Origin of the sequence: Halomonas sp. TG39a, assembly GCF_000744395.1 — a bacterium.
Taxonomy (GTDB): domain Bacteria; phylum Pseudomonadota; class Gammaproteobacteria; order Pseudomonadales; family Halomonadaceae; genus Vreelandella; species Vreelandella ventosae_B.
Genome location: NZ_JQLV01000001.1, coordinates 3,032,920 through 3,052,431, shown reverse-complemented (window position 1 = coordinate 3,052,431; position 19,512 = coordinate 3,032,920). Strand labels below are relative to the sequence as shown.

The window sequence follows — 19,512 nt, the reverse complement described above, 5'->3', positions numbered from 1 at the left end:
AGGAAGGTAGAGGTATGTCATCACGACTGCGTAACCGTCATGTTTGGTTTGGGCTTCTGATTGGTGCTCTTGGGTTGGTGTATATAGCGAGTATGTCTAAAAGTGGATTGGCAGAACTGCCTCATGTGCTGGCGGCACTTACCGTGCTAATTCCGCTGACCATGTTCGGAGTAGTGCTACGAAGCCCCTGGCCGGCGGCAGCGGCGCTGATCATTTTGGTTTTTATCAATATAACGCTGAGTTAGAGCCACCCCTAAGCCCGCTAAACAAATAACAACATCAGAAAAATGAGCGTTATCAAATGCCATTTTTTTATGGGGCTGATATATATTATTAAAGAACCATGTTCATCTCGGCGTAGGGTTACGTACATGAATGCCCAGGAACAGGATCGACTGTTCGCGCTCCGCCAGCTAAATCTGCTGGATACCTCCCCAAGTGAGAGTTTTGATCGAATAACACGGATGGCTAGCCAGCTATTCGGTTTGCCGATCGCAGCCGTATCGCTCACCGACGAGAACCGGCAGTGGTTCAAGTCCAGAGTTGGGGTCGATCATTGGGAGATTCCCCGTGAAATGGCTCCCTGCGGGGAGGTCTGCGATGCTGCGGAAATCCTGGTCATTCCCGACCTGCTCGCCTCGGACTGCTACCGAAATAGCTACCTGGCAAAGTCAGGTATCCGTTTTTATGCGGGTGCACCGTTGGTCACGCGAGAAGGCCATACCCTGGGCGCGATGTGCGTGCTAGACACCCAGCCAAACGAGCTCTCTGAGCAGGAGCAAACAATGCTCCGTGATCTAGCCGCCATGGTCATGGCGCAGATTGAGCTGCAGCACGCTTTTGGCAGGGTCGACCCGTTAACTGGCCTTCCTAACCGAAACCAGTTTGCTGAAGACCTACAGGATATGCAGCGCGATTCGCCACACGAGTGGAGAGTCGTGCTGTTGACCGAGGTGGTCGATGTCAGTGAGATAAGTGCGCTTCATCGTACCCTGGGCCCCGCTTACCTTGATGGGCTAGTAAGGGTTTCCGCCCGCTGTTTGCAACAAGCCATCGGTTCGGGAATGAAAATTTACCATCTGGGTGGCTGCCAGTTCGTGCATCTGGTGAACCACGCTAGCGATGCGCACTTGCTCCAGGAGGCGCTGCGGCTTCGTCAGGCGCTGCTCGCGCTTGAATCTGCCCGCGCAGTGCCGGTATTGGTTCGCCCCACCGTGGGTATCGCACCATTTTGTTTAGGTAAGAGCGCGGTTGTGGATATTTTACGAAGTGCCTATGCCGCTTGCCTGGATGCTCGCCAAGCGAGAAAAGGGGCGGGGCTCTTTTCCTCGGAGCTGGATGCCGATTACCAGCGGCGTTATATGCTGCTGAACGACATTGGCCGGGCGCTGGAAAACGAGGATGAGCTTTACCTGGTCTTCCAACCGCGTGTCCGCCTTGATAGCGGCGAGTGTTCGGGAGCAGAAGCGTTGTTGCGCTGGCGCCATCCACTCTTGGGGGACTTATCGCCAGACGAGTTTATCCCATTGATCGAACATACGCCGATGGCTAAGCCATTCACCCAATGGGTGTTGCGGCATACCGTTAGTCAGGCAGCAGCGTGGCATCGGCAAGGCGAGATACTGCAGATTTCGGTCAATGTGTCGGCGACCAATCTTGAGGAAGAGCATTTTGCCCTACAGCTACTGGGTGAGATGGCGCACATGGCACTACCGAGAGCCAACCTGGAGGTGGAGCTGACTGAAAGCGCGCTGGTTGGCCAGGGAGACGTTGCGACTGACCAGCTTAAAGCGCTGATAACCGCCGGGGTGAGGATCGCCATTGATGATTTCGGTACCGGCTACAGCAGCCTCTCCTACCTGCACGAGATTCCCGCCCATACCGTGAAGATTGACCGTCGTTTCATCACCCATCTAGACGGTGATGAGCGTGCCGCGACGCTGGTCAACTCGATGATTTCAATGGCCCATGATCTGGGCTACCGCGTGGTGGCCGAAGGGGTAGAGAGCGATGCTGTTTACCGCCGCCTCGTTCAGTTGGGTTGCGACGAAGCCCAGGGGTATCTTATCGCCAGGCCGCTATCGCCAGCGGCGTTTGAAAAGTGGCTGCATCCGGGGTAGGTCGATAATGCGTAACCAGCCGGTCACTGGATGGTGTCGTGGTTCTACTCAAATAAGCATTGATGGCTTAAACAGTTCCGTACGGTCGATGGATTGACCCGACAGCATAAACTCTCCCATACCCCGGTAGTGCAGCGATTCTTCCTCATCTGCCGAAGGCGCGGTGTGGGCTTTAACGACCTCAAAAATAAACAGGTTGTAGCGTTCAATCATGGTGTCATCGTGCAAGCGGCACTCGAAAGACGCATAGCACTCCTCTACCCGTGGCGCTCCTACCTTTTCTGACTTGCCTGGGGTTAGCTCAAACGCTTTGAACTTGTCGACCTCGCTTCCTGAACAGTTACCGATACCCACGACCTTATCGACAAGTGATGCCGAAGGAATATTGATCACGCATTCACCGCTGTTGCACACCAGCGCATGGGAGTGATTCCCGGCATCAATAACACAGCCTAGGAGCGAGGGGGAGAACGCCATGACCATGTGCCACCCCATGGTCATGATGTTGGTTTGTTGTTGCCATTGTGATGACACCAGCACAATCGGGCCAGGTTCAAGAAAGTGCCTGACATTGGAGACAGGAAAATCCTTCTTCGCTATCGGGTGTGGCATAAATAATCTCCGATTAGATTAGTTAGGCAGTCGGGCGGCGCATTAAGGTCATCAGCACACCAGCGCCAATCAAACTACCGGCACCGCAGCGGTGTAGCAGGCGGCGAAACCTGGCGGTCATCAGTTGTCGGCTAGTGGTCGACAACAGTGTGTAGCCGAGATCTGAGATGACACCTATCACAAGAAACGTAGCAAACAGAATCGCCAACTGGGGCGCCAGAGGTTGGGTTTGGTTAATAAACTGCGGCATGAATGCCATGAAGAACAGAATGCTTTTGGGGTTTAAGAGTGTCACCCAAAAGGCCTTTGCAGTGCCCTGCTTAACGCTGGCGCCAGCGGCTTCCAGATCATTCAATTGGCCAGATTCACGCCACATCTTGATGCCTAGGTAAAGTAGATAGATGACTCCAAGCCACTTAACAAGCATGAATAGCTCAGCCGACGCCATCAACAGGGCACCTACGCCTGCAAACGAAAGAGACATAGCCACCAAGTCGCCCAAGAAAAAGCCGGGTAGCATCGCCAGAGCGGCCCTGCGACCTTGATTGATGCCGGTCATGACCAGCAGGGCAACAGCGGGGCCGGGGGACGCGATGACCAAAAACGAAGCCAACACAAACGATAGCCAAAGCTCAATCGACATAGCGTTAATCTTCCTGTTGTTGAATTATTAACTAAATCTCGCCATATAGTTGTAAGCCCTGAAGTGCCGCGTGGCAATTCTATCCGCTGATTGACTGCGCCATACATTGAATGCTTCGCTGTTTATACTGGAGCATCTTGGGGTGACGCACCCGCTGAAGGCTACCCAAAGCTCAGGACTCTTTAGCAGGCCGTATGGAGGTTATTTACCTTCATCCACTGGCCGAGCAGCTCATGGCCCAAGCCTCTTGGATCGAACCGGAGCTGCGCTTTTCTCACTACCGCGGTAAAGATCAAGTTGAGGTGGATCTCATCATTGAGCGTGGGCAGGCGCTTTGGGGGGCGAAGTTAAGCGCTCTGCCACCGTGCAGGCCAAGGAGGCCGCAGGGCTTGCTCGACTCGCCGATCAAGCGGGCGAGCAGTTTCGAGGTGGCATGTTGATTTATACCGGGCGCCACTGTGTAAAGCTGAAAGTACCCGGTTGCTTTGCTGTGCCTATCAGCATGTTGTGGGGGGAGTAGAGCAAATAGCTTGTCGTGTTGCATAACAGATTCAGATTTTTATTAAAAACCATATCAGTTGCTTTGGCATCTGGGTTGGAATAGCGGGTTAACAGAGGGTTAATAACCTGCCCAAGGTTTCCATGCCGCGTTCGCTGCGTGGCGTCCAGGGGTGGCCGTAGCTTAGCCGCACACAGTGGCGAAATTGTTGGGTGGCTGAAAAAATCGGGCCTGGCGCTATGCTAACGCCGTGGTCGAGCGCGGTATTAAATAGCCGCAGCGAATCCACTTCCTCCGGAAACTCTACCCATAGAAAATAGCCGCCCGCGGGGCGGGTGATGCGGGTGTTGGCAGGAAAGTAGCGATCCGCCGCCGCCAGCATACTGGCTTGCTGGGCTTCTAAGGCGTGGCGGAGTTTGCGCAAATGGCGATCATAACCGCCGTGCTGCAAGTAATCGGCAATCGCCGCCTGAGCGGGTACGGAGGGCGAGATGGTGGTCATCAGTTTTAGCCGCGAGATGGCCTGGGCATAGCGGCCGCCCGCTACCCAGCCCACCCGGTAGCCCGGTGCTAGGCACTTTGAGAAGGAGCTGCAGTGGATGATCAAGCCCTCGTCATCAAAGGTTTTTACGGGTGCGGGTGGGGTGCTGCCAAAGTACAGCTCGGCATATACATCATCCTCTAGCATGGGTACCTGGTGCTGTTTTAACAGCTGATAAAGGGCTTGTTTGCGCTCTTTGCTCAGGCTGGCGCCGATGGGGTTTTGCAGATGGCTCATAAACCAGCAGGCTTTGATCGGCAGTGTTTCCAGCCGCTCTTCCAGCACTTCTAGGTCGATCCCCTCCCGTGGGTGAACCGGAATCTCCACCGCGCGAAGCTTTAACCGCTCAAGCACTTGCAGGCTGGCATAAAACGCTGGTGACTCAATCGCTACCAGGTCGCCCGGCTGGGTAACACACTGCAGGGCTAGGTTAAGTCCCTCCATTGCACCATTGGTAATCACCAGCTCTTCCATCGGCAGTTGAATGCCACCCAGCATGTAGCGCAGCGCAATCTGCCGGCACAGGTCGATATGCCCGGTGGTCATGTCGGCTACCACCTGTTGAGGCGAAAGTGCGCGCAATCCCCGTGTCATGCTGGTGGCCAAGCGAGAAAGCGGAAACAGCTCAGGACTAGGAAAGGCCGATCCAAAGGGCACCGTTCGGTCATCCTGAAGCGAGCCAAGCACCGAGAATACCAACTCGCTGACTTCTACCTCCGCCGGGTCAGTGGGCTGCAGTGGCACGCGCGGTTCGTCCAGCAAGCGCCGGGCGTGTTCACGAACAAAATACCCTGAGCGCGCCCGTGCAGTGATAAGTCCTTGGTTTTCCAGTAAGTAGTAAGCCTGAAACACCGTGGAAGGGCTAATGCCATGATGACGGCTAGCCTGACGCACCGAAGGAATACGCTCCCCTGGGCCAAGCACGCCCTGGCGAATCAGCGTGGCTATTTCATCGGCAAATTGTTCGTAGCGTTTCATGGCATAAACCGTCGGTGCGTAGGGTGATAAACAGCTTCGATACTCTCAATTAAAATCATATCAGATAGAGCCATATTCGGCGGTAGCTACAAACTGATATGGCTTTTTTCTCTAAAACTGCGTCTGTTTTAGTTAACGGCTAGAAAGGCATAGTAGTGGCTAATTCGATGACGCCACTCGACCGTATAGACCTCTACTTCCTCTTTTCTGGATCTCGGTATGACGCAACGCATTCCACTGCAAGACCTGGCCACGGAGGCTGTGGTTGAGTACCAATCGTCCTCCTCTGAGCCTTCCAATAATAAACCTCCTAACTCTCAGTCGAATAAGCTAGGGCATATTTATGTGCGGGAAATAGACGGCTTTTTTCAGCGTATTCGGCGCCACTCAAACTGGCTGCTAATGGCGCTCTATTTCGGCTTGCCGTGGATCAATTGGGGCGATCGACCGCTGGTGTGGTTTGACCTCTCTGCCCAGGAATTTCACCTGTTTGCGGCGACGTTTTATCCACAGGACTTTATCTTACTCACCTGGATCCTGGTGCTCTGCGCCTTTGGTCTGTTTTTGATCACGGTGGTGGCTGGGCGCGTGTGGTGTGGCTACAGCTGTCCGCAAAGTGTGTGGACGTTTCTGTTTATCTGGTTTGAACATCGCCTGGAGGGGCCTCGCCACCGGCGCATTCGGCGTGATAAAGCGCCAGTTAGTTGGGATACGCGATGGCGAAAAACCGCCAAACATGCAGCTTGGCTGCTGATTGCGGTGGCAACGGGGGTGTCCTTCGTCGGTTACTTCTCGCCGATCAGAGAATTAGTGGTGGATGTTGTCAGCCTGGACGCGCACCCACTGGCGCTGTTCTGGATAGGTTTTTTTACCCTGTTTACCTACTTGAATGCCGGTTGGCTTCGCCATCAGGTATGCCTGCATATGTGTCCCTATGCACGCTTTCAGTCGGCGATGTTCGACGCCAATACGCTGATTGTTTCCTACGATGCCGCCCGCGGTGAGCCGCGCCGGCACCATCCTCACAAGGGCGTTGAGGCAACGCGAACCGGTGACTGTATCGACTGTGAACTCTGCGTTCAGGTATGCCCCACCGGTATCGATATTCGCGATGGATTACAGTACGAGTGTATTGGCTGCGCGGCGTGTATCGATGCCTGCGATAGCGTTATGGCGCGGGTCGATAAACCGCTGGGCCTGATTCGTTACACCACCGAGCGCGAGCTGGAGGGTAAAACGACCCGCTTTTGGCGACCTCAGCTGCTGGCTTACTCAGCGGCGCTACTCTCTATGGTGGTGTTATTGGTCGGTTTCTTGAATTCCCGTGTGCCCATCGATGTCGATGTTGTGCGCGACCGCCAGACATTGTTTGAAAGCACGGCCGAGGGTCGCATTATCAATTACTACAATGTGACGCTGCGCAATCAAGATGGTCAGACCCATCGCTATGCGGTATCGGCCAAGGGGTTGCCAGGGCTGCGGTTGCAGGGCGTGGATACCATAGAGGTAGTGGCGTCTGAAACGCGCAGCGTACGCTTAGCCCTTACCGCAGCTGCTGGTGATCTAACACAACCCAGCCATCCCATTGAACTGCATATCACTGCATTAGATGACCCTTCGATAACGACTGTTAACGAAACGCGTTTTTTGGGGCTCTCTAGGAAGAAGTAGTGGCTGTGCTATTGGTCAACTTATCCCCACCCTCTGTCTCAGCGAGGCGGTGGTCCTTCGCAAGCTAAAAAGGTTTCGGAAACGACCTCCAGTGTTGCATTTGCGACTGATCGCCAGATTCGTGTGATAGTGATGTCGCTTTCCGTCCTGTTCATGCCAATATACGACCAAAGAGCAATGCCCTCCTGACGAGCGAGTATTCACGCCAGTAAGGGGGAAACTAAAAGACACCAGCGACACCTATACTAATAAGAAAAAATTCATGATTGACAGGTGACGGAGGGTAAAACCATGACATCAAATCAAGCCAAAGACCCGGCGGCAGATACTAGCCGTGCGGGTGAACCGCAAACCCTGGGCTTTCTACTGTTAGATAATTTTACGTTGATCTCCCTGGCCTCCGCGATAGAGCCGTTGCGGATGGCCAATCAACTGTCCGGCCGCGAGCTGTATCGTTGGTATACCCTGACTCAAGATGGCTTGCCGGTACGCGCTAGTGATGGGCTACAGGTGACGCCTGATGCCTCTATGCATACCCCGCTATCGCTTGAGTGGGTGGTCGTTTGCGGCGGGGTAGGCCCACATCACAGTGTCACCCGCGAGCACGTGCGTTGGCTGCAGTCCCAGTCGCGCCAGTTAAGGCGTTTAGGGTCGGTGTGTACCGGCAGTTGGGCGCTGGGGCAGGCGGGGCTGCTTGACCACTATGAAACCAGCGTACACTGGGAGTGCTTGGCCGCTATGCAGGAGGCTTTCCCCAACGTCATTCTGACGCCGCATCTATTCTCTATCGACCGTGATCGATTCACCGCCTCTGGTGGCACCGCACCGCTGGATATGATGCTCAATCTGATTGCCCACGACTATGGGCGCGAGCTTTCGGCAGGCATCTCCGAGATGTTTATCTACGAGCGCGTGCGTAACGAGCAGGATCAGCAGCGTGTGCCGCTCAAACACGTGCTAGGTACTACCCAGCCCAAGCTGCTGGAGATTGTGGCATTGATGGAGTCCAATCTTGAGGAGCCGATCGAACTCGATGAACTGGCACGGTATGTGGATGTTTCGCGACGCCAGTTAGAGCGGTTATTTCAACGTTACCTACTTTGTTCACCGTCTCGCTATTATCTCAAGTTGCGCCTGGTGCGCGCGCGTCAATTGCTCAAGCAAACCCCTTTATCGATTATCGAGATTGCCTCTGTTTGTGGCTTTGTTTCTACGCCTCATTTTTCTAAGTGTTACCGCGAATACTTTGGTGTGCCGCCGAGAAATGAGCGCCTGGGTGGCGTTGAGCGTCAAGGCAATAACCCGAAGTCGCCACCTTTGCTCAGGCAATGGGGGAACGCATCTACTGCTCGTGAGCCCTCCTCAGGCGCTCAGCAGGCACTTGCCAATGCACAGGGAGAACCGACCTTTGCCAGCGTGTTGCTGCTGAACTGATACCTGCTGCTCAATCAATGCGTATAACGTGCTATCTCGCTTCGAGCCGCACGTTTTTTTATGACCGTGATTGCCAATTTCCCTGTTGGCCAACTGACAATAAGTGAACGAGGGCGGGTTGTTGTCGTATCCACGGCACAATGACGCTTTTGGAATTTCCACCGTCGTTTCCAAGAGCAGTCCAACCTAACGTCAGCGCTATGCTCGCTACATTAACTAATGTTGGAGCTTAGCCATGACCCCCTCTGAACTACACAATGATGCCATCGTTATAGATGGGCTGATCATCGCCAAATGGAACCGTGAACTGCTAGAGGACATGCGGCGCGGCGGCCTTACCGCGGCCAACTGCACTGTCTCTGTGTGGGAAGGTTTTCAGGCCACGGTCGATAATATCGTCAAGTCCAACCAGCTGATGGCGGAGTGTAGCGACCTGGTGCGCCCGGTACGGACGACTGCTGACATCACTCGCGCAAAAGAAGAGGGCAAGACCGGCATTATCTTCGGCTTCCAGAATGCCCATGCCTTCGAGGATCAGATCGGCTATGTCGAGATCTTCAAACAGCTGGGCGTGGGTATCGTACAGATGTGCTACAACACCCAGAATCTGGTGGGGACCGGCTGCTACGAGCGTGACGGCGGCCTCTCCGGTTTTGGTCGCGAAATTGTCGCCGAGATGAACCGCGTGGGCATCATGTGCGACCTCTCTCACGTCGGTGCCAAGACTTCTGAAGAGGTCATCCTCGAGTCTAAAAAGCCGGTCTGTTACTCCCACTGCCTGCCCTCTGGCCTTAAAGAACACCCGCGCAACAAATCCGATCAAGAGCTCAAGTTCATTGCCGACCACGGCGGTTTTGTTGGTGTCACCATGTTTGCGCCGTTCCTCAAAAAGGGCATCGACTCAACCATCGAAGACTACTGCGAGGCGATCGAGTACGTCATGAATATCGTCGGTGAGGACGCTATCGGCATCGGTACCGATTTCACCCAAGGGCATGGTCAAGAGTTTTTCGAGTGGTTGACCCATGACAAGGGCTACGCCCGTCGCCTCACCGACTTTGGCAAGATCATCAATCCCAAAGGAATCCGCACCATTGGGGAGTTCCCCAATCTCACCGAGGCACTCCTCAAGCGCGGCTTAAGTGAGACCCAGGTGCGCAAGATCATGGGCGAGAACTGGATGCGCGTGCTCAAGGACGTGTGGGGCGCCTGAGGGTGCCGACATAGCGAGGGACGGGCGCCAAAGGTAAAACCGCAGTAGTGCCCTAACACGCGGCTTTACCGGCGATAGGCCTACGAGGGGGCGCTGTGAATCCCTCCCTGGACGCTACTTTTGCCATCCGTGGCAAAAGACCCCCTCTACGGCCTATCCCCGGTGCCGCTCCCCTTGCAGAACGGCTGCTTAGCTACTCCATAACAATCAAGATTTGAGGAATACAACCGTGACCAAACTGGCCCCCGCACTGCCCATCGAAGTGGATAGCGAAACAGGCGTCTGGACGACCGATGCGCTGCCTATGCTCTATGTGCCACGGCACTTCTTTATCAATAATCACGTAGCCGTAGAAGAGGCGCTAGGTGCTGAGAAGTATGCCGAAATTCTTTATCACGCAGGTTACAAGAGCGCCTGGCACTGGTGTGAGAAAGAGGCCGAACTACACGACATTAGCGGAGAGGCGGTATTTGAGCACTACATGACCCGCCTTTCCCAGCGCGGTTGGGGGCTATTCATTACTGAACAGATCGATCTCGACTCGGGTACTGCTCAAGTACGACTTGAGCACAGCGCTTTTGTTTACCAGCTTGGCAAAACCGGCAACAAGGAAGAGTACATGTTCACCGGTTGGTTCGCCGGTGCCATGGATCAAATCCTCGCTGCCCGCGGAAGTTCACTGCGTACCGTTGCTGAGCAGACCCAGAGTGCCGCCGAGCCCGGCTGTGATGTAGGCATTTTCGCCGTCAAGCCGCTAACCGACGAGCTCCGCTAGCCTGGGGAATGAGGAGAGATCATCATGGCATTCGACGCAATTTTCGAGCCGATCGAGATCGGTAAGCTGACCATCCGCAACCGTGTGGTCAGTACCGCTCACGCAGAGGTGCATGCCACCGACGGCGGTATGACCACTGAGCGCTACGTCAGGTACTACGAGGAGAAGGCCAAAGGTGGTTGTGGTCTATGTATTTGCGGTGGCTCATCGGTGGTGTCCATCGATAGCCCTCAGGGCTGGTGGAGCTCGGTAAACCTTTCCACCGATCGTATTATTCCGCACTTCCAGAATTTGGCCGATGCCGTGCATAAGCATGGTGGCAAGATCATGATCCAGATTACCCATATGGGGCGGCGCTCCCGGTGGGACGGTTTCGACTGGTCGACCCTGGTATCACCCTCCGGTATCCGCGAGCCGGTGCACCGCTCTACCTGTAAGACCATTGAGGAAGAAGAGATCTGGCGTATTGTTGGTGACTTTGCCCAGGCCGCGCGCCGAGCCAAGGAAGGGGGCCTCGACGGCGTTGAACTCTCCGCCGTGCACCAGCATTTGATCGATCAGTTCTGGAGCCCACGGGTCAACAAGCGTGAGGACGAGTGGGGCGGTAGCTTCGAGAACCGTATGCGCTTCGGCATGGAAGTACTTAAAGCCGTGCGTGCTGAAGTGGGCGACGACTTCTGTGTTGGCATGCGCATTTGCGGCGACGAGTTCCACCCGGACGGTCTTTCTCACGACGATATGAAGCAGATCGCCGCCTACTACGATGCCACCGGTATGGTGGATTTCTTCGGCGTTATCGGTTCTGGCTGCGACACTCACAACACCCTGGCCAACGTTATTCCTAATATGTCCTACCCGCCGGAGCCGTTCTTACACCTGGCGGCGGGGATCAAGGAAGTGGTGAACGTGCCGGTGATCCACGCCCAGAACATTAAGGATCCCAATCAGGCTCAGCGTATTCTCGAAGGGGGCTACGTAGACCTGGTGGGCATGACCCGGGCACATATTGCCGACCCCCACCTGATCGCCAAGATCAAGATGGGCCAGATCGATCAGATCAAGCAGTGCGTGGGCGCTAACTACTGCATCGACCGCCAGTACCAGGGCCTCGACGTGCTGTGCATTCAAAACGCCGCGACATCCCGGGAGTACATGGGGCTGCCGCATATCATTGAAAAAACCGAAGGCGCTAAGCGCAAAGTCGTCGTAGTAGGCGGTGGCCCCGGCGGTATGGAGGCAGCGCGGGTAGCCGCTGAGCGCGGCCACGATGTCACTCTGTTTGAGGCCGCTGACGCCTTGGGTGGGCAGATCACGATTGCCGCTCAGGCACCCCAGCGCGACCAAATCGCCGGTATCACCCGCTGGTTTCAGCTGGAGCTGGCGCGTCTTAAAGTCGATTTGCGTCTGGGTACCCGCGCCGATGAAGAAACACTGCTCGACCTGCGCCCGGATATCGTAGTGCTCGCCACCGGAGGCCAGCCCTTCCTGAGCCAGCACCCCGAGTGGGGCTACTCGGAGAGTGCTGAGGAGAGCCTGGTGGTCAGCACCTGGGATATTCTTTCTGGAAAAGTGGCACCCGGTAAAAACGTACTGATTTATGACGCCATCTGCGAATTCTCCGGCGTCTCTGCAGCAGATTTCCTCGCCGACAAGGGCGCCAAGGTGGAGATCGTCACCGACGATATAAAGCCCGGCGCGGCGGTGGGCGGTACCACCTTCCCCACCTACTACCGCAGCCTCTACGAGAAGGAGGTGATCATGTCCTCCGACCTGATGCTGCATAAGGTTTACCGCGAGGGCGATGGCCTGGTGGCGGTGCTCGAAAATGAGTACACCGGTGCTTTGGAAGAGCGCGTGGTGGATCAGGTAGTGGTCGAGAACGGCGTACGCCCTGATGAAGCGCTCTACTACGCCCTCAAAGAGCAGTCCCGCAACAAAGGGCAGGTCGACTTGGAGGCACTCTATGCCATCAAACCGCAGCCTTGCCTGGTTGATGAGAGAGGCAAGGAAGGGGATGGCTTCTTGCTCTTCCGCCTGGGTGACTGCACGGCGCCGCGAAACACCCATGCGGCTATCTACGACGCCCTGCGAATCTGCAAGGACTTTTGACTTAGGCAAAAGCCAACAATAATGCGGGGCGCTAGAGCAGCCCCGCCGCCAAAGCCAATGGCACCAAAGATGAGGTGAGCACCATGCTCGAAACGCTCTTGCCGATACTGATTTTCACCGCTTTGGCCCTGGCGGCGATCGGCGCCGTTCGCCGTATTCGCCTCTGGCGTCAGGGGCGCCCATCGCGGGTGAACCTGTTCAAGGGGTTGGTGGCCCTGCCGCGCCGCTATTTGGTAGATCTGCACCATGTAGTGGGGCGTGACAAAATGATCTCCAACACCCACGTGGCCACCGCCGGTGGCTTCGTGGCCGCTGCCGTGCTGATGATCCTGGTGCACGGTTTGGGGATCGCCAACCCATTGCTAGGCGGATTACTGCTACTGGCGAGCGCCTCCATGTTCGTCGGTAGCCTCTTCGTGGCGCGGCGGCGGCTTAACCCCCCAGCTCGGCTCTCCAAAGGCCCCTGGATGCGCCTGCCCAAGAGTCTGATGGCGTTTTCGATAGGCGTCTTCCTGATCACGCTGCCCACAGTAGGTCTGCTGCCCGAAGGTTTGCTTGAAGGGGGCAGTAGCTGGTTGCTGGCGCTGGTATTAGCGGGCGTCGTGGCCTGGGGCCTGGGGGAAATGTTTTTTGGCATGACCTGGGGCGGGCCCATGAAGCACGCCTTCGCCGGTGCCTTACATCTGGCCTTCCATCGCCGCGCCGAGCGCTTCTCCACGAAAAAAGGCGGCGCTGGTCGCTCAACGGGCCTCAAGGCGCTAAACCTTGAGGATGAAGCGGCGCCCCTCGGGGTAGAAAAGCCTGCCGACTTTACCTGGAACCAGCTGTTGGGCTTCGATGCCTGCGTACAGTGTGGTCGCTGCGAGGCAGTATGCCCGGCGTTTGCCGCCGGTCAGCCGCTCAACCCCAAGAAGCTGATCCAGGACATGGTGGTGGGCATGGCGGGGGGCAGCGATGCGGGCTATGCCGGTTCACCCTACCCAGGCAAGCCGGTAGGCGAGCACGCGGGAACGCCCCATGGGCCCATCGTGGCGCTGGAAGGAAAAGCGTTGGTCGACGCCGATACCCTATGGTCCTGTACGACCTGCCGGGCCTGCGTGGAAGAGTGCCCGATGATGATCGAGCACGTGGATGCGATTGTCGATATGCGCCGCTACCTGACCCTGGAGCGTGGCAAAACGCCCAATAAAGGCGCCGAGGTGCTCGACAATTTGATCGCCACCGACAATCCAGGCGGTTTCGATCCTGGCTCGCGGCTCAACTGGGCGGCGGATCTTAACCTACCGCTCATGGCGGATCTTAAGCAGGTCGATGTGCTGTTGTGGCTGGGGGATGGCGCTTTTGATATGCGCAACCAGCGCACCTTGCGCGCACTGGTCAAAGTACTCCGCGCTGCTGAAGTCGATTTCGCGGTATTGGGCACTGAAGAGCGCGATAGCGGCGACGTGGCTCGGCGTCTGGGCGATGAGGCGACGTTCCAATCCCTGGCGAAACGCAATATTGCCACCCTGTCCCAGTATCAGTTCTTGCAGATCGTGACCTGCGACCCGCACAGCTTTCATGTACTGGGCAACGAGTACGGTGAGCTGGGCGGTCCCGATTTTAATGCCAACTACAAGGTGCGTCACCACAGCACCTTCATCGCCGAACTGTTTGAAGCAGGCCGGTTGACCTTTGCCCCCTGGAAAGGTGGCAGCGTCACCTATCACGACCCGTGTTACCTGGGGCGCTATAACGGTGAATACGAGGCACCACGTAACGTGCTTAAGGCGCTGGGCATCGAGGTCAAGGAGATGGAACGCTCCGGTTACCGCTCGCGCTGCTGCGGCGGCGGTGGCGGGGCACCGATTACCGATATTCCCGGTGAACGGCGGATTCCCGATATGCGTATGAATGACGTCAAGGAGACCGGCGCCGAGCTAGTCGCAGTGGGCTGCCCGCAATGCACCGCCATGCTGGAAGGCGTGGTGGATGCCAGCGCCGAAGTGCGCGATATCGCCGAACTGGTGGCCGATGCCCTGGTAGGGCGTTCCGCTGACGATGTGTCCGGTGCATCCCGCCGAACCACTGCATCGACGACTGCTGAAGAGGTGATCGTATGAGTGAGATTATTCGCCGCGACCCACGTCGTGAGTGGATCGCCCGAAACCGTCTGCACCCCGACAACGCCGCGGTGCTGGCCGCCCTGGGTGTAAACAGGGGCGGCGGAGCGGTCAGCGAATGGATGGGCCCCAGCGGCGTGGTGCGCAAGGATCCTCGTGCCATCGGCTTTATCGGCCCCAATGGCGTCAAACGGATTGATCGTAGTGGTCTCCAGCAAGGGGGGCAGGCCACCGCGACCACCACGGCGGCCCGCGATAGCCGCCGCACGGTGACCATTGATCAGCCCGCCTTCCTGGTGGCCGTGGTGCCCGACCTGACCGGCGGGCGTCTCTCAGGTCACGACAAGGACCTGCTGGGCCTGGCCCGACGTGTGGCGGATGCCGACGGCGAACAGCCCGGCGCCGTGGTGGCGATCCTGTTTGGTGAGTATAAGGGCGAGGGGGGCGGCGAGCTTAAGGAGCGGGCGCTGGGCGAAGCCGGTATCGATCGCGTCGTGCATCTTGATGATGAGTTTTACGCGGGGTTTGCGCCTGAAGCGCGTTTGGCGGCTTTAAGCGCCGTCGAACGGGAGATGACGCCGCGCTTCTGGCTGCTGCCGGACTCACCCCTGGGCGGAGCCGATCTGGGGCGGCGGCTTGCCTTGCGCCTGGGTGAGCGCGCTGCCACGGGGGTGTGGCAGGTGGAAGCTGATAATGAGGCCTCTTTGGGTTGGCGCTGTACTGCCCGTGGTGCCGCTGGGAGCCTGGATATCCAGCGCCCTCTTCCGCGGGTTGCCCTGGCGCTGGCCGAGTGCGCCGAACCGGTGGACGAGACGCGGCATGTGGCCGAGCACCTGACCCTGGCAGCGTCAATTCCCACCACTCTATCGCGTATTGAAGATCTGGGGCAGGTGGCGGTGGATCCCGCCGGCGTGGCGCTGGCCGAGGCTGAGTTCATCCTCTCCGGTGGCAACGGCGTCAAGCAGTGGGACGCCTTCCACCATGCCGCGAAAGTCCTCGGCGCTACCGAAGGGGCCTCGCGTGTCGCGGTGGACGACGGCTTTATGGCCCGCGATCGTCAGGTGGGCGCGACCGGCACCTGGGTAACCGCCCGAGTTTATATGGCGGTGGGTATTTCAGGCGCTATCCAGCACCTGCAGGGCATTCAGCGCTGCGACAAGGTGGTGGCGATCAATCTCGATCCGGGGTGCGACATCATCAAGCGCGCCGACCTGGCGGTAATTGGCGACAGCACGCAAATTCTGGCCGCGCTAGTGGCCATGGTGGAACAGCAGCGGGGAGGGCAGCGCGATGCAGCCTGATCTACACCAGAAGCAACAACAACAGGGAATCGACGTGGCGGTGCTGGTCTCCATCGGCCGTCACCCTACCACCGGCCGTGCGAGGCGCGCAGAGCAGGATGCCCGGGGCCTGGAGCTTGCGCTGGCCATAGAGGCCGAGCTGCCGGGCACCCGGATCAGCATGCTCCACGCGGGTTCCCAGGACGATAGCAGCGAAGCAGCTCTGCGCGGCTACTTAGGTATGGCCACAGGCGTCGGCATGGGGCTTGAGTCCATGACCCTGCTAGAGCAGCCCGAGGGCAGTGACGCCATTCCTGCTCTGGCGAAACACCTGGCCGCAACCTCGCCTCAGCTAGTGATCACCGGCGCCCGCGCAGAGCGCGGTGAAGGCTCTGGGCTTTTGCCCTATGCGTTGGCAGAACATCTCGGCTGGCCATTGGTTAATAGTTTGGCGTCGGTAGAAAAGGTGGAAAATGGCGTGGTAACGCTGCTTCAGGCGTTGCCAAGGGGCCAGCGTCGCCGTCTCAAGGTGCGCTTGCCCGCCATCATCAGCGTGGATGAAGCAGCGCCGGTGGCGCGCCAGAGCGCCTTCGGCCCGGCGCGTCGAGCCACCTTTGCGATCACGCCCACTACCCCTGAAGCCGACTGCGAGCTGGCCCAGTGGCATCTGGCCCCTGCACGTAAACGGCCCAAGCGTCTGAAAATCGTTAAAGCTGCGTCGGCCAGAGATCGATTCAAGGCGGCAGCTTCGAAGTCGGAGGGCAAAGGCGGGCAGGTGCTCACCGATGTGTCCCCCGAACAGGGCGCCGAGGCGATCTACAAGCTGCTCAAGGAGGAGGATGTGCTGCGCTGAACTAGCCTGCGCATCACGCCGCTAATCATCACTCAAGCCCGCTTTTTTAAGGCGGGCTTTTCTATTGGCCGATAAAACCCGGATAAAGCCGCAGACGCTGCCTTTCCAGACGCAAGCCTATCCATGCATGCACTACCAGTATCAGGATAACCACACCACCACCGAGTAGCGTCGAGGTCGTGGGTGTCTCCGCTAACAACCACCATACCCACAGCGTGCCCAATGCGGTTTCGACCAAATAAAACAGCGCCACTTCCGTCGACGACAGGTAGCGGGTGGCGCTGTTGATCAGCACCGTGGCCAAGGGCATCTGCACCAGCCCCATCAGCGTCAGTACGCCATAACGCTGGGCATCCAGATCCAGCGGCGAGGCCATGGGCAGGGCAACCGCCGCCGAGAGCAACCCACCACCGGCAATCACCGTCATAGGATCAATCGCTGGATAGCGGCGCAGCAGGGTCAGGTTGCCGCCGATAGCTGCCGCGGCCGACAAGGCATAAAGATTACCTACCAGCATCCCCATGGCCCCCTCGCCCATGAACACCAGACCCATGCCCAGCATACAGACAGCAATGGCCACCAGTGTTCGCAGCGCGACTTTTTCACCCAGGAAAACCCGTGAAAACAGCGCAGCAAACAGCGGCGCGGTACTCAGGATCACCACCACATTGGCCACATTGGCGTTCATGACCGCCAGCACAAACAGGCTAGATATCAGACCCAACAGCAGCGCCGAGGCCAGTGAAGAGAACGGGTTGCTTCTCAGCGTTGTTAGCCGCTTGCCAGCCCAGCATAAAAGCCCCAGCACGCAGAACATCAACAAACCGCGCCAGAATACGATGGTCCAGCCGTTGGTGTGTGCAAGGCGTATCAGCAAACCGTCGAAGCTGAGAAACACCACGCCCAAGACCACCGTGAGTAGACCGCGCTGGTAAGAACTTACCTGCATCGTCTTGCCTCTCGATCGGCAGAAGAAGAAAACCGCCCGCGGAGTAGGCGGGCGGTTTAGAGATGATTAACTAGCGGTTTTTGGCACCGCGTTAAGTTCACGCCACTCCTTGTGAAGCCCCATATAGAGACTAAAGCACATCAGCAAGAGAACCAGCGTAAAGGGGAGCCCCGTGGCCACCGCGCCCGCCTGAAGTGCGCTGAGGGCGGTATTTCCCCCACCATAGAGCAGCGCACCGGCAATCACACCTTCCAGTGCGGCCCAGAATACCCGTTGGCCCTTGGGCGCATCGGTTTTGCCGCCTGCGGTGATATTGTCGATGACCAGCGAGCCTGAGTCTGATGAGGTAATGAAGAACACCAGCACCAGAATAATCGCCAGCGTTGACGTGATGCTGGTCAGGGGCAGCTGCTCCAGCATATGGAACATGGCCAGAGAGACATCGCTAATGCCGTTGGCCAGTTCACCCACGCCATTTTCAGCTTGATAAAGCGCCGTGCCGCCAAAGGCGCTCATCCAGACCAGTGTGACCAGCGTTGGTACCAGCAGTACGGCGATAAGAAACTCACGAACCGTGCGCCCCCGGGATACGCGGGCAATGAACATGCCGACAAACGGAGACCAGGAGATCCACCACGCCCAGTAAAAGATCGTCCAGCCGTGGTACCAGGTATCGTCCTCGCGGCCAATCCAGTTCGACAGCGGCAGAAGGTGGCCCACGTAGTCCAGCGCCGTGGTGCCAATGCCTGTCAGAATCATCAAGGTAGGCCCCGCTATAACCACAAACAGCAGCAGCGCCGCCGCAATGACCATGTTGATATTCGAGAACAACTTAACGCCACCGTCGATTCCCCGCCATACCGAGAACAGCGCGATCACCGTGACCACTAGGATGATCGCCAGCTGTGTGCCGATGGTATTGGGAATGTCGAACAAATAGGCGAGGCCTCCAGCTGCTTGGGTAGCGCCGAAGCCTAGCGAGGTGGCCAGGCCAAAGATGGTGGCCAGCACGGCAAGAATATCGATGATATGGCCTGCCCAGCCGCGGGTTCGCTCGCCAAGGATCGGGTAAAAGGCGGAGCGAAGCGTCAGTGGCAGGCCTTTGTTATAAGCAAAGAAAGCGAGTGAGAGTGCCACCACGCCATAAATGGCCCAGGGGTGCAGTCCCCAGTGGAACATGGTTGCCCCCATGGCGGCGCTGGCGCCCTCCGGCGTTCCCGCTGGTGTATTCAAGGGGGTTCCATACCAGTCGGTATAATAGGCTACTGGTTCAGCAACGCTCCAGAACATCAGGCCGATCCCCATGCCCGCCGCAAACAGCATGGCGAACCAGGAGGTGCGTGAGTATTCCGGTTTTGCATCCTTGCCGCCTAGACGAATCCGCCCGAGTGGCAAGCAGATCAGCACAAGACAAAACACCACAAAAATATTGCCAGCAATCATAAACAGCCAGTCGAAGTGTTCAATCGACCAGTTCTTGGCAAGCCCTAAGTGAGTATTAGCAGCATCTGGATAGACCAGCGCGTAGATAATAAACAGTAGGATGGCTAGAGCAGAAAGCGGAAAGACGGGGTTATGAAAGTCCAACCCCAAGATCTGTGTATTGTCCTGTCCGGGCGACAGAACCGGGTCGTCGTTGTTCTTCATCGGGTTTCCTTGGTGGCTCTTGTTAGGCGTCGGGTATGCGTCATCATCGCCGACGCCATGAATTGTTGGGCCTGTTTGAAAGGAGG

The 19,512-nt window shown here is 57.4% G+C and carries 16 protein-coding genes; 11 read left to right on the top strand and 5 right to left on the bottom strand.

Features of this window, described 5'->3' with window-relative positions:
• Positions 1-14: 14 nt before the first annotated feature.
• Together U738_RS13600 and U738_RS13595 are read left to right on the top strand one after the other, a co-directional pair.
• Positions 15-245 carry a hypothetical protein gene (locus U738_RS13600; protein ID WP_035581433.1) on the top strand — a complete coding sequence of 77 codons (231 nt, stop codon included), beginning with the start codon at positions 15-17 and terminating at the stop codon, positions 243-245.
• Between the two features lie 126 nt (positions 246-371).
• Positions 372-2,120: a sensor domain-containing phosphodiesterase gene (locus U738_RS13595; RefSeq protein ID WP_035581431.1), complete on the top strand. Its 1,749-nt coding sequence runs from the start codon at positions 372-374 to the stop codon at positions 2,118-2,120.
• Positions 2,121-2,168: 48 nt separating this feature from the next.
• Here the strand turns inward: U738_RS13595 and U738_RS13590 are convergent, their stop codons facing one another.
• Both U738_RS13590 and U738_RS13585 read right to left on the bottom strand, forming a co-directional pair.
• A complete protein-coding gene (locus tag U738_RS13590) occupies positions 2,169-2,732 on the bottom strand; it encodes a flavin reductase family protein (protein ID WP_035581429.1) in 564 nt (187 codons plus the stop codon).
• 22 nt (positions 2,733-2,754) lie between these two features.
• Positions 2,755-3,375, bottom strand: coding sequence for a LysE family translocator (locus U738_RS13585; protein WP_035581427.1), 621 nt, complete (start codon positions 3,373-3,375; stop codon positions 2,755-2,757).
• Between the two features lie 194 nt (positions 3,376-3,569).
• Here U738_RS13585 and U738_RS13580 point away from each other — a divergent pair, with 194 nt between their 5' ends.
• On the top strand, positions 3,570-3,815 hold the full coding sequence (locus tag U738_RS13580) for a hypothetical protein (protein WP_035581425.1): 246 nt from the start codon (positions 3,570-3,572) through the stop codon (positions 3,813-3,815).
• Positions 3,816-3,983: 168 nt separating this feature from the next.
• Here U738_RS13580 and mapR read toward each other — a convergent pair whose 3' ends face one another.
• Positions 3,984-5,393, bottom strand: coding sequence for a GntR family transcriptional regulator MpaR (gene mapR, locus U738_RS13575; RefSeq protein ID WP_035581422.1), 1,410 nt, complete (start codon positions 5,391-5,393; stop codon positions 3,984-3,986).
• Positions 5,394-5,612: 219 nt separating this feature from the next.
• On the opposite strand from mapR, the gene ccoG reads away from it, so the two are divergent.
• The 8 genes from ccoG (at position 5,613) to etfB (ending at position 16,830) form a co-directional block, all read left to right on the top strand.
• Positions 5,613-7,064: a cytochrome c oxidase accessory protein CcoG gene (gene ccoG, locus U738_RS13570; RefSeq protein ID WP_035581420.1), complete on the top strand. Its 1,452-nt coding sequence runs from the start codon at positions 5,613-5,615 to the stop codon at positions 7,062-7,064.
• Positions 7,065-7,355: 291 nt separating this feature from the next.
• On the top strand, positions 7,356-8,498 hold the full coding sequence (locus U738_RS13565; RefSeq protein WP_035581418.1) for a GlxA family transcriptional regulator: 1,143 nt from the start codon (positions 7,356-7,358) through the stop codon (positions 8,496-8,498).
• A gap of 235 nt (positions 8,499-8,733) precedes the next feature.
• The gene (locus tag U738_RS13560) at positions 8,734-9,711 is read left to right on the top strand and encodes a dipeptidase (protein WP_035581416.1); all 978 of its coding nucleotides are present in this window, start codon (positions 8,734-8,736) and stop codon (positions 9,709-9,711) included.
• 229 nt (positions 9,712-9,940) lie between these two features.
• On the top strand, positions 9,941-10,486 hold the full coding sequence (locus U738_RS13555) for a DUF5943 domain-containing protein (protein WP_035581415.1): 546 nt from the start codon (positions 9,941-9,943) through the stop codon (positions 10,484-10,486).
• A 24-nt stretch (positions 10,487-10,510) separates the two neighbouring features.
• On the top strand, positions 10,511-12,595 hold the full coding sequence (gene dgcA / locus U738_RS13550) for a dimethylglycine demethylation protein DgcA (protein WP_035581413.1): 2,085 nt from the start codon (positions 10,511-10,513) through the stop codon (positions 12,593-12,595).
• An 83-nt stretch (positions 12,596-12,678) separates the two neighbouring features.
• Entirely contained in the window at positions 12,679-14,697 is a 2,019-nt protein-coding gene (locus tag U738_RS13545; protein ID WP_035581411.1) for a (Fe-S)-binding protein, read from the top strand.
• Positions 14,694-15,998 (top strand): electron transfer flavoprotein subunit alpha, encoded by a 1,305-nt coding sequence (gene etfA, locus U738_RS13540; RefSeq protein WP_035581409.1) that lies wholly within the window; start codon positions 14,694-14,696, stop codon positions 15,996-15,998. Before U738_RS13545 ends, etfA begins: the two co-directional genes overlap by 4 nt.
• Positions 15,988-16,830 carry an electron transfer flavoprotein subunit beta gene (gene etfB / locus U738_RS13535; RefSeq protein WP_035581407.1) on the top strand — a complete coding sequence of 281 codons (843 nt, stop codon included), beginning with the start codon at positions 15,988-15,990 and terminating at the stop codon, positions 16,828-16,830. Before etfA ends, etfB begins: the two co-directional genes overlap by 11 nt.
• Positions 16,831-16,891: 61 nt before the next feature.
• Here the strand turns inward: etfB and U738_RS13530 are convergent, their stop codons facing one another.
• Both U738_RS13530 and U738_RS13525 read right to left on the bottom strand, forming a co-directional pair.
• Positions 16,892-17,779 carry a DMT family transporter gene (locus U738_RS13530; RefSeq protein ID WP_035581405.1) on the bottom strand — a complete coding sequence of 296 codons (888 nt, stop codon included), beginning with the start codon at positions 17,777-17,779 and terminating at the stop codon, positions 16,892-16,894.
• A 66-nt stretch (positions 17,780-17,845) separates the two neighbouring features.
• Positions 17,846-19,426 carry a BCCT family transporter gene (locus U738_RS13525; RefSeq protein ID WP_022521473.1) on the bottom strand — a complete coding sequence of 527 codons (1,581 nt, stop codon included), beginning with the start codon at positions 19,424-19,426 and terminating at the stop codon, positions 17,846-17,848.
• Positions 19,427-19,512 lie beyond the last annotated feature (86 nt).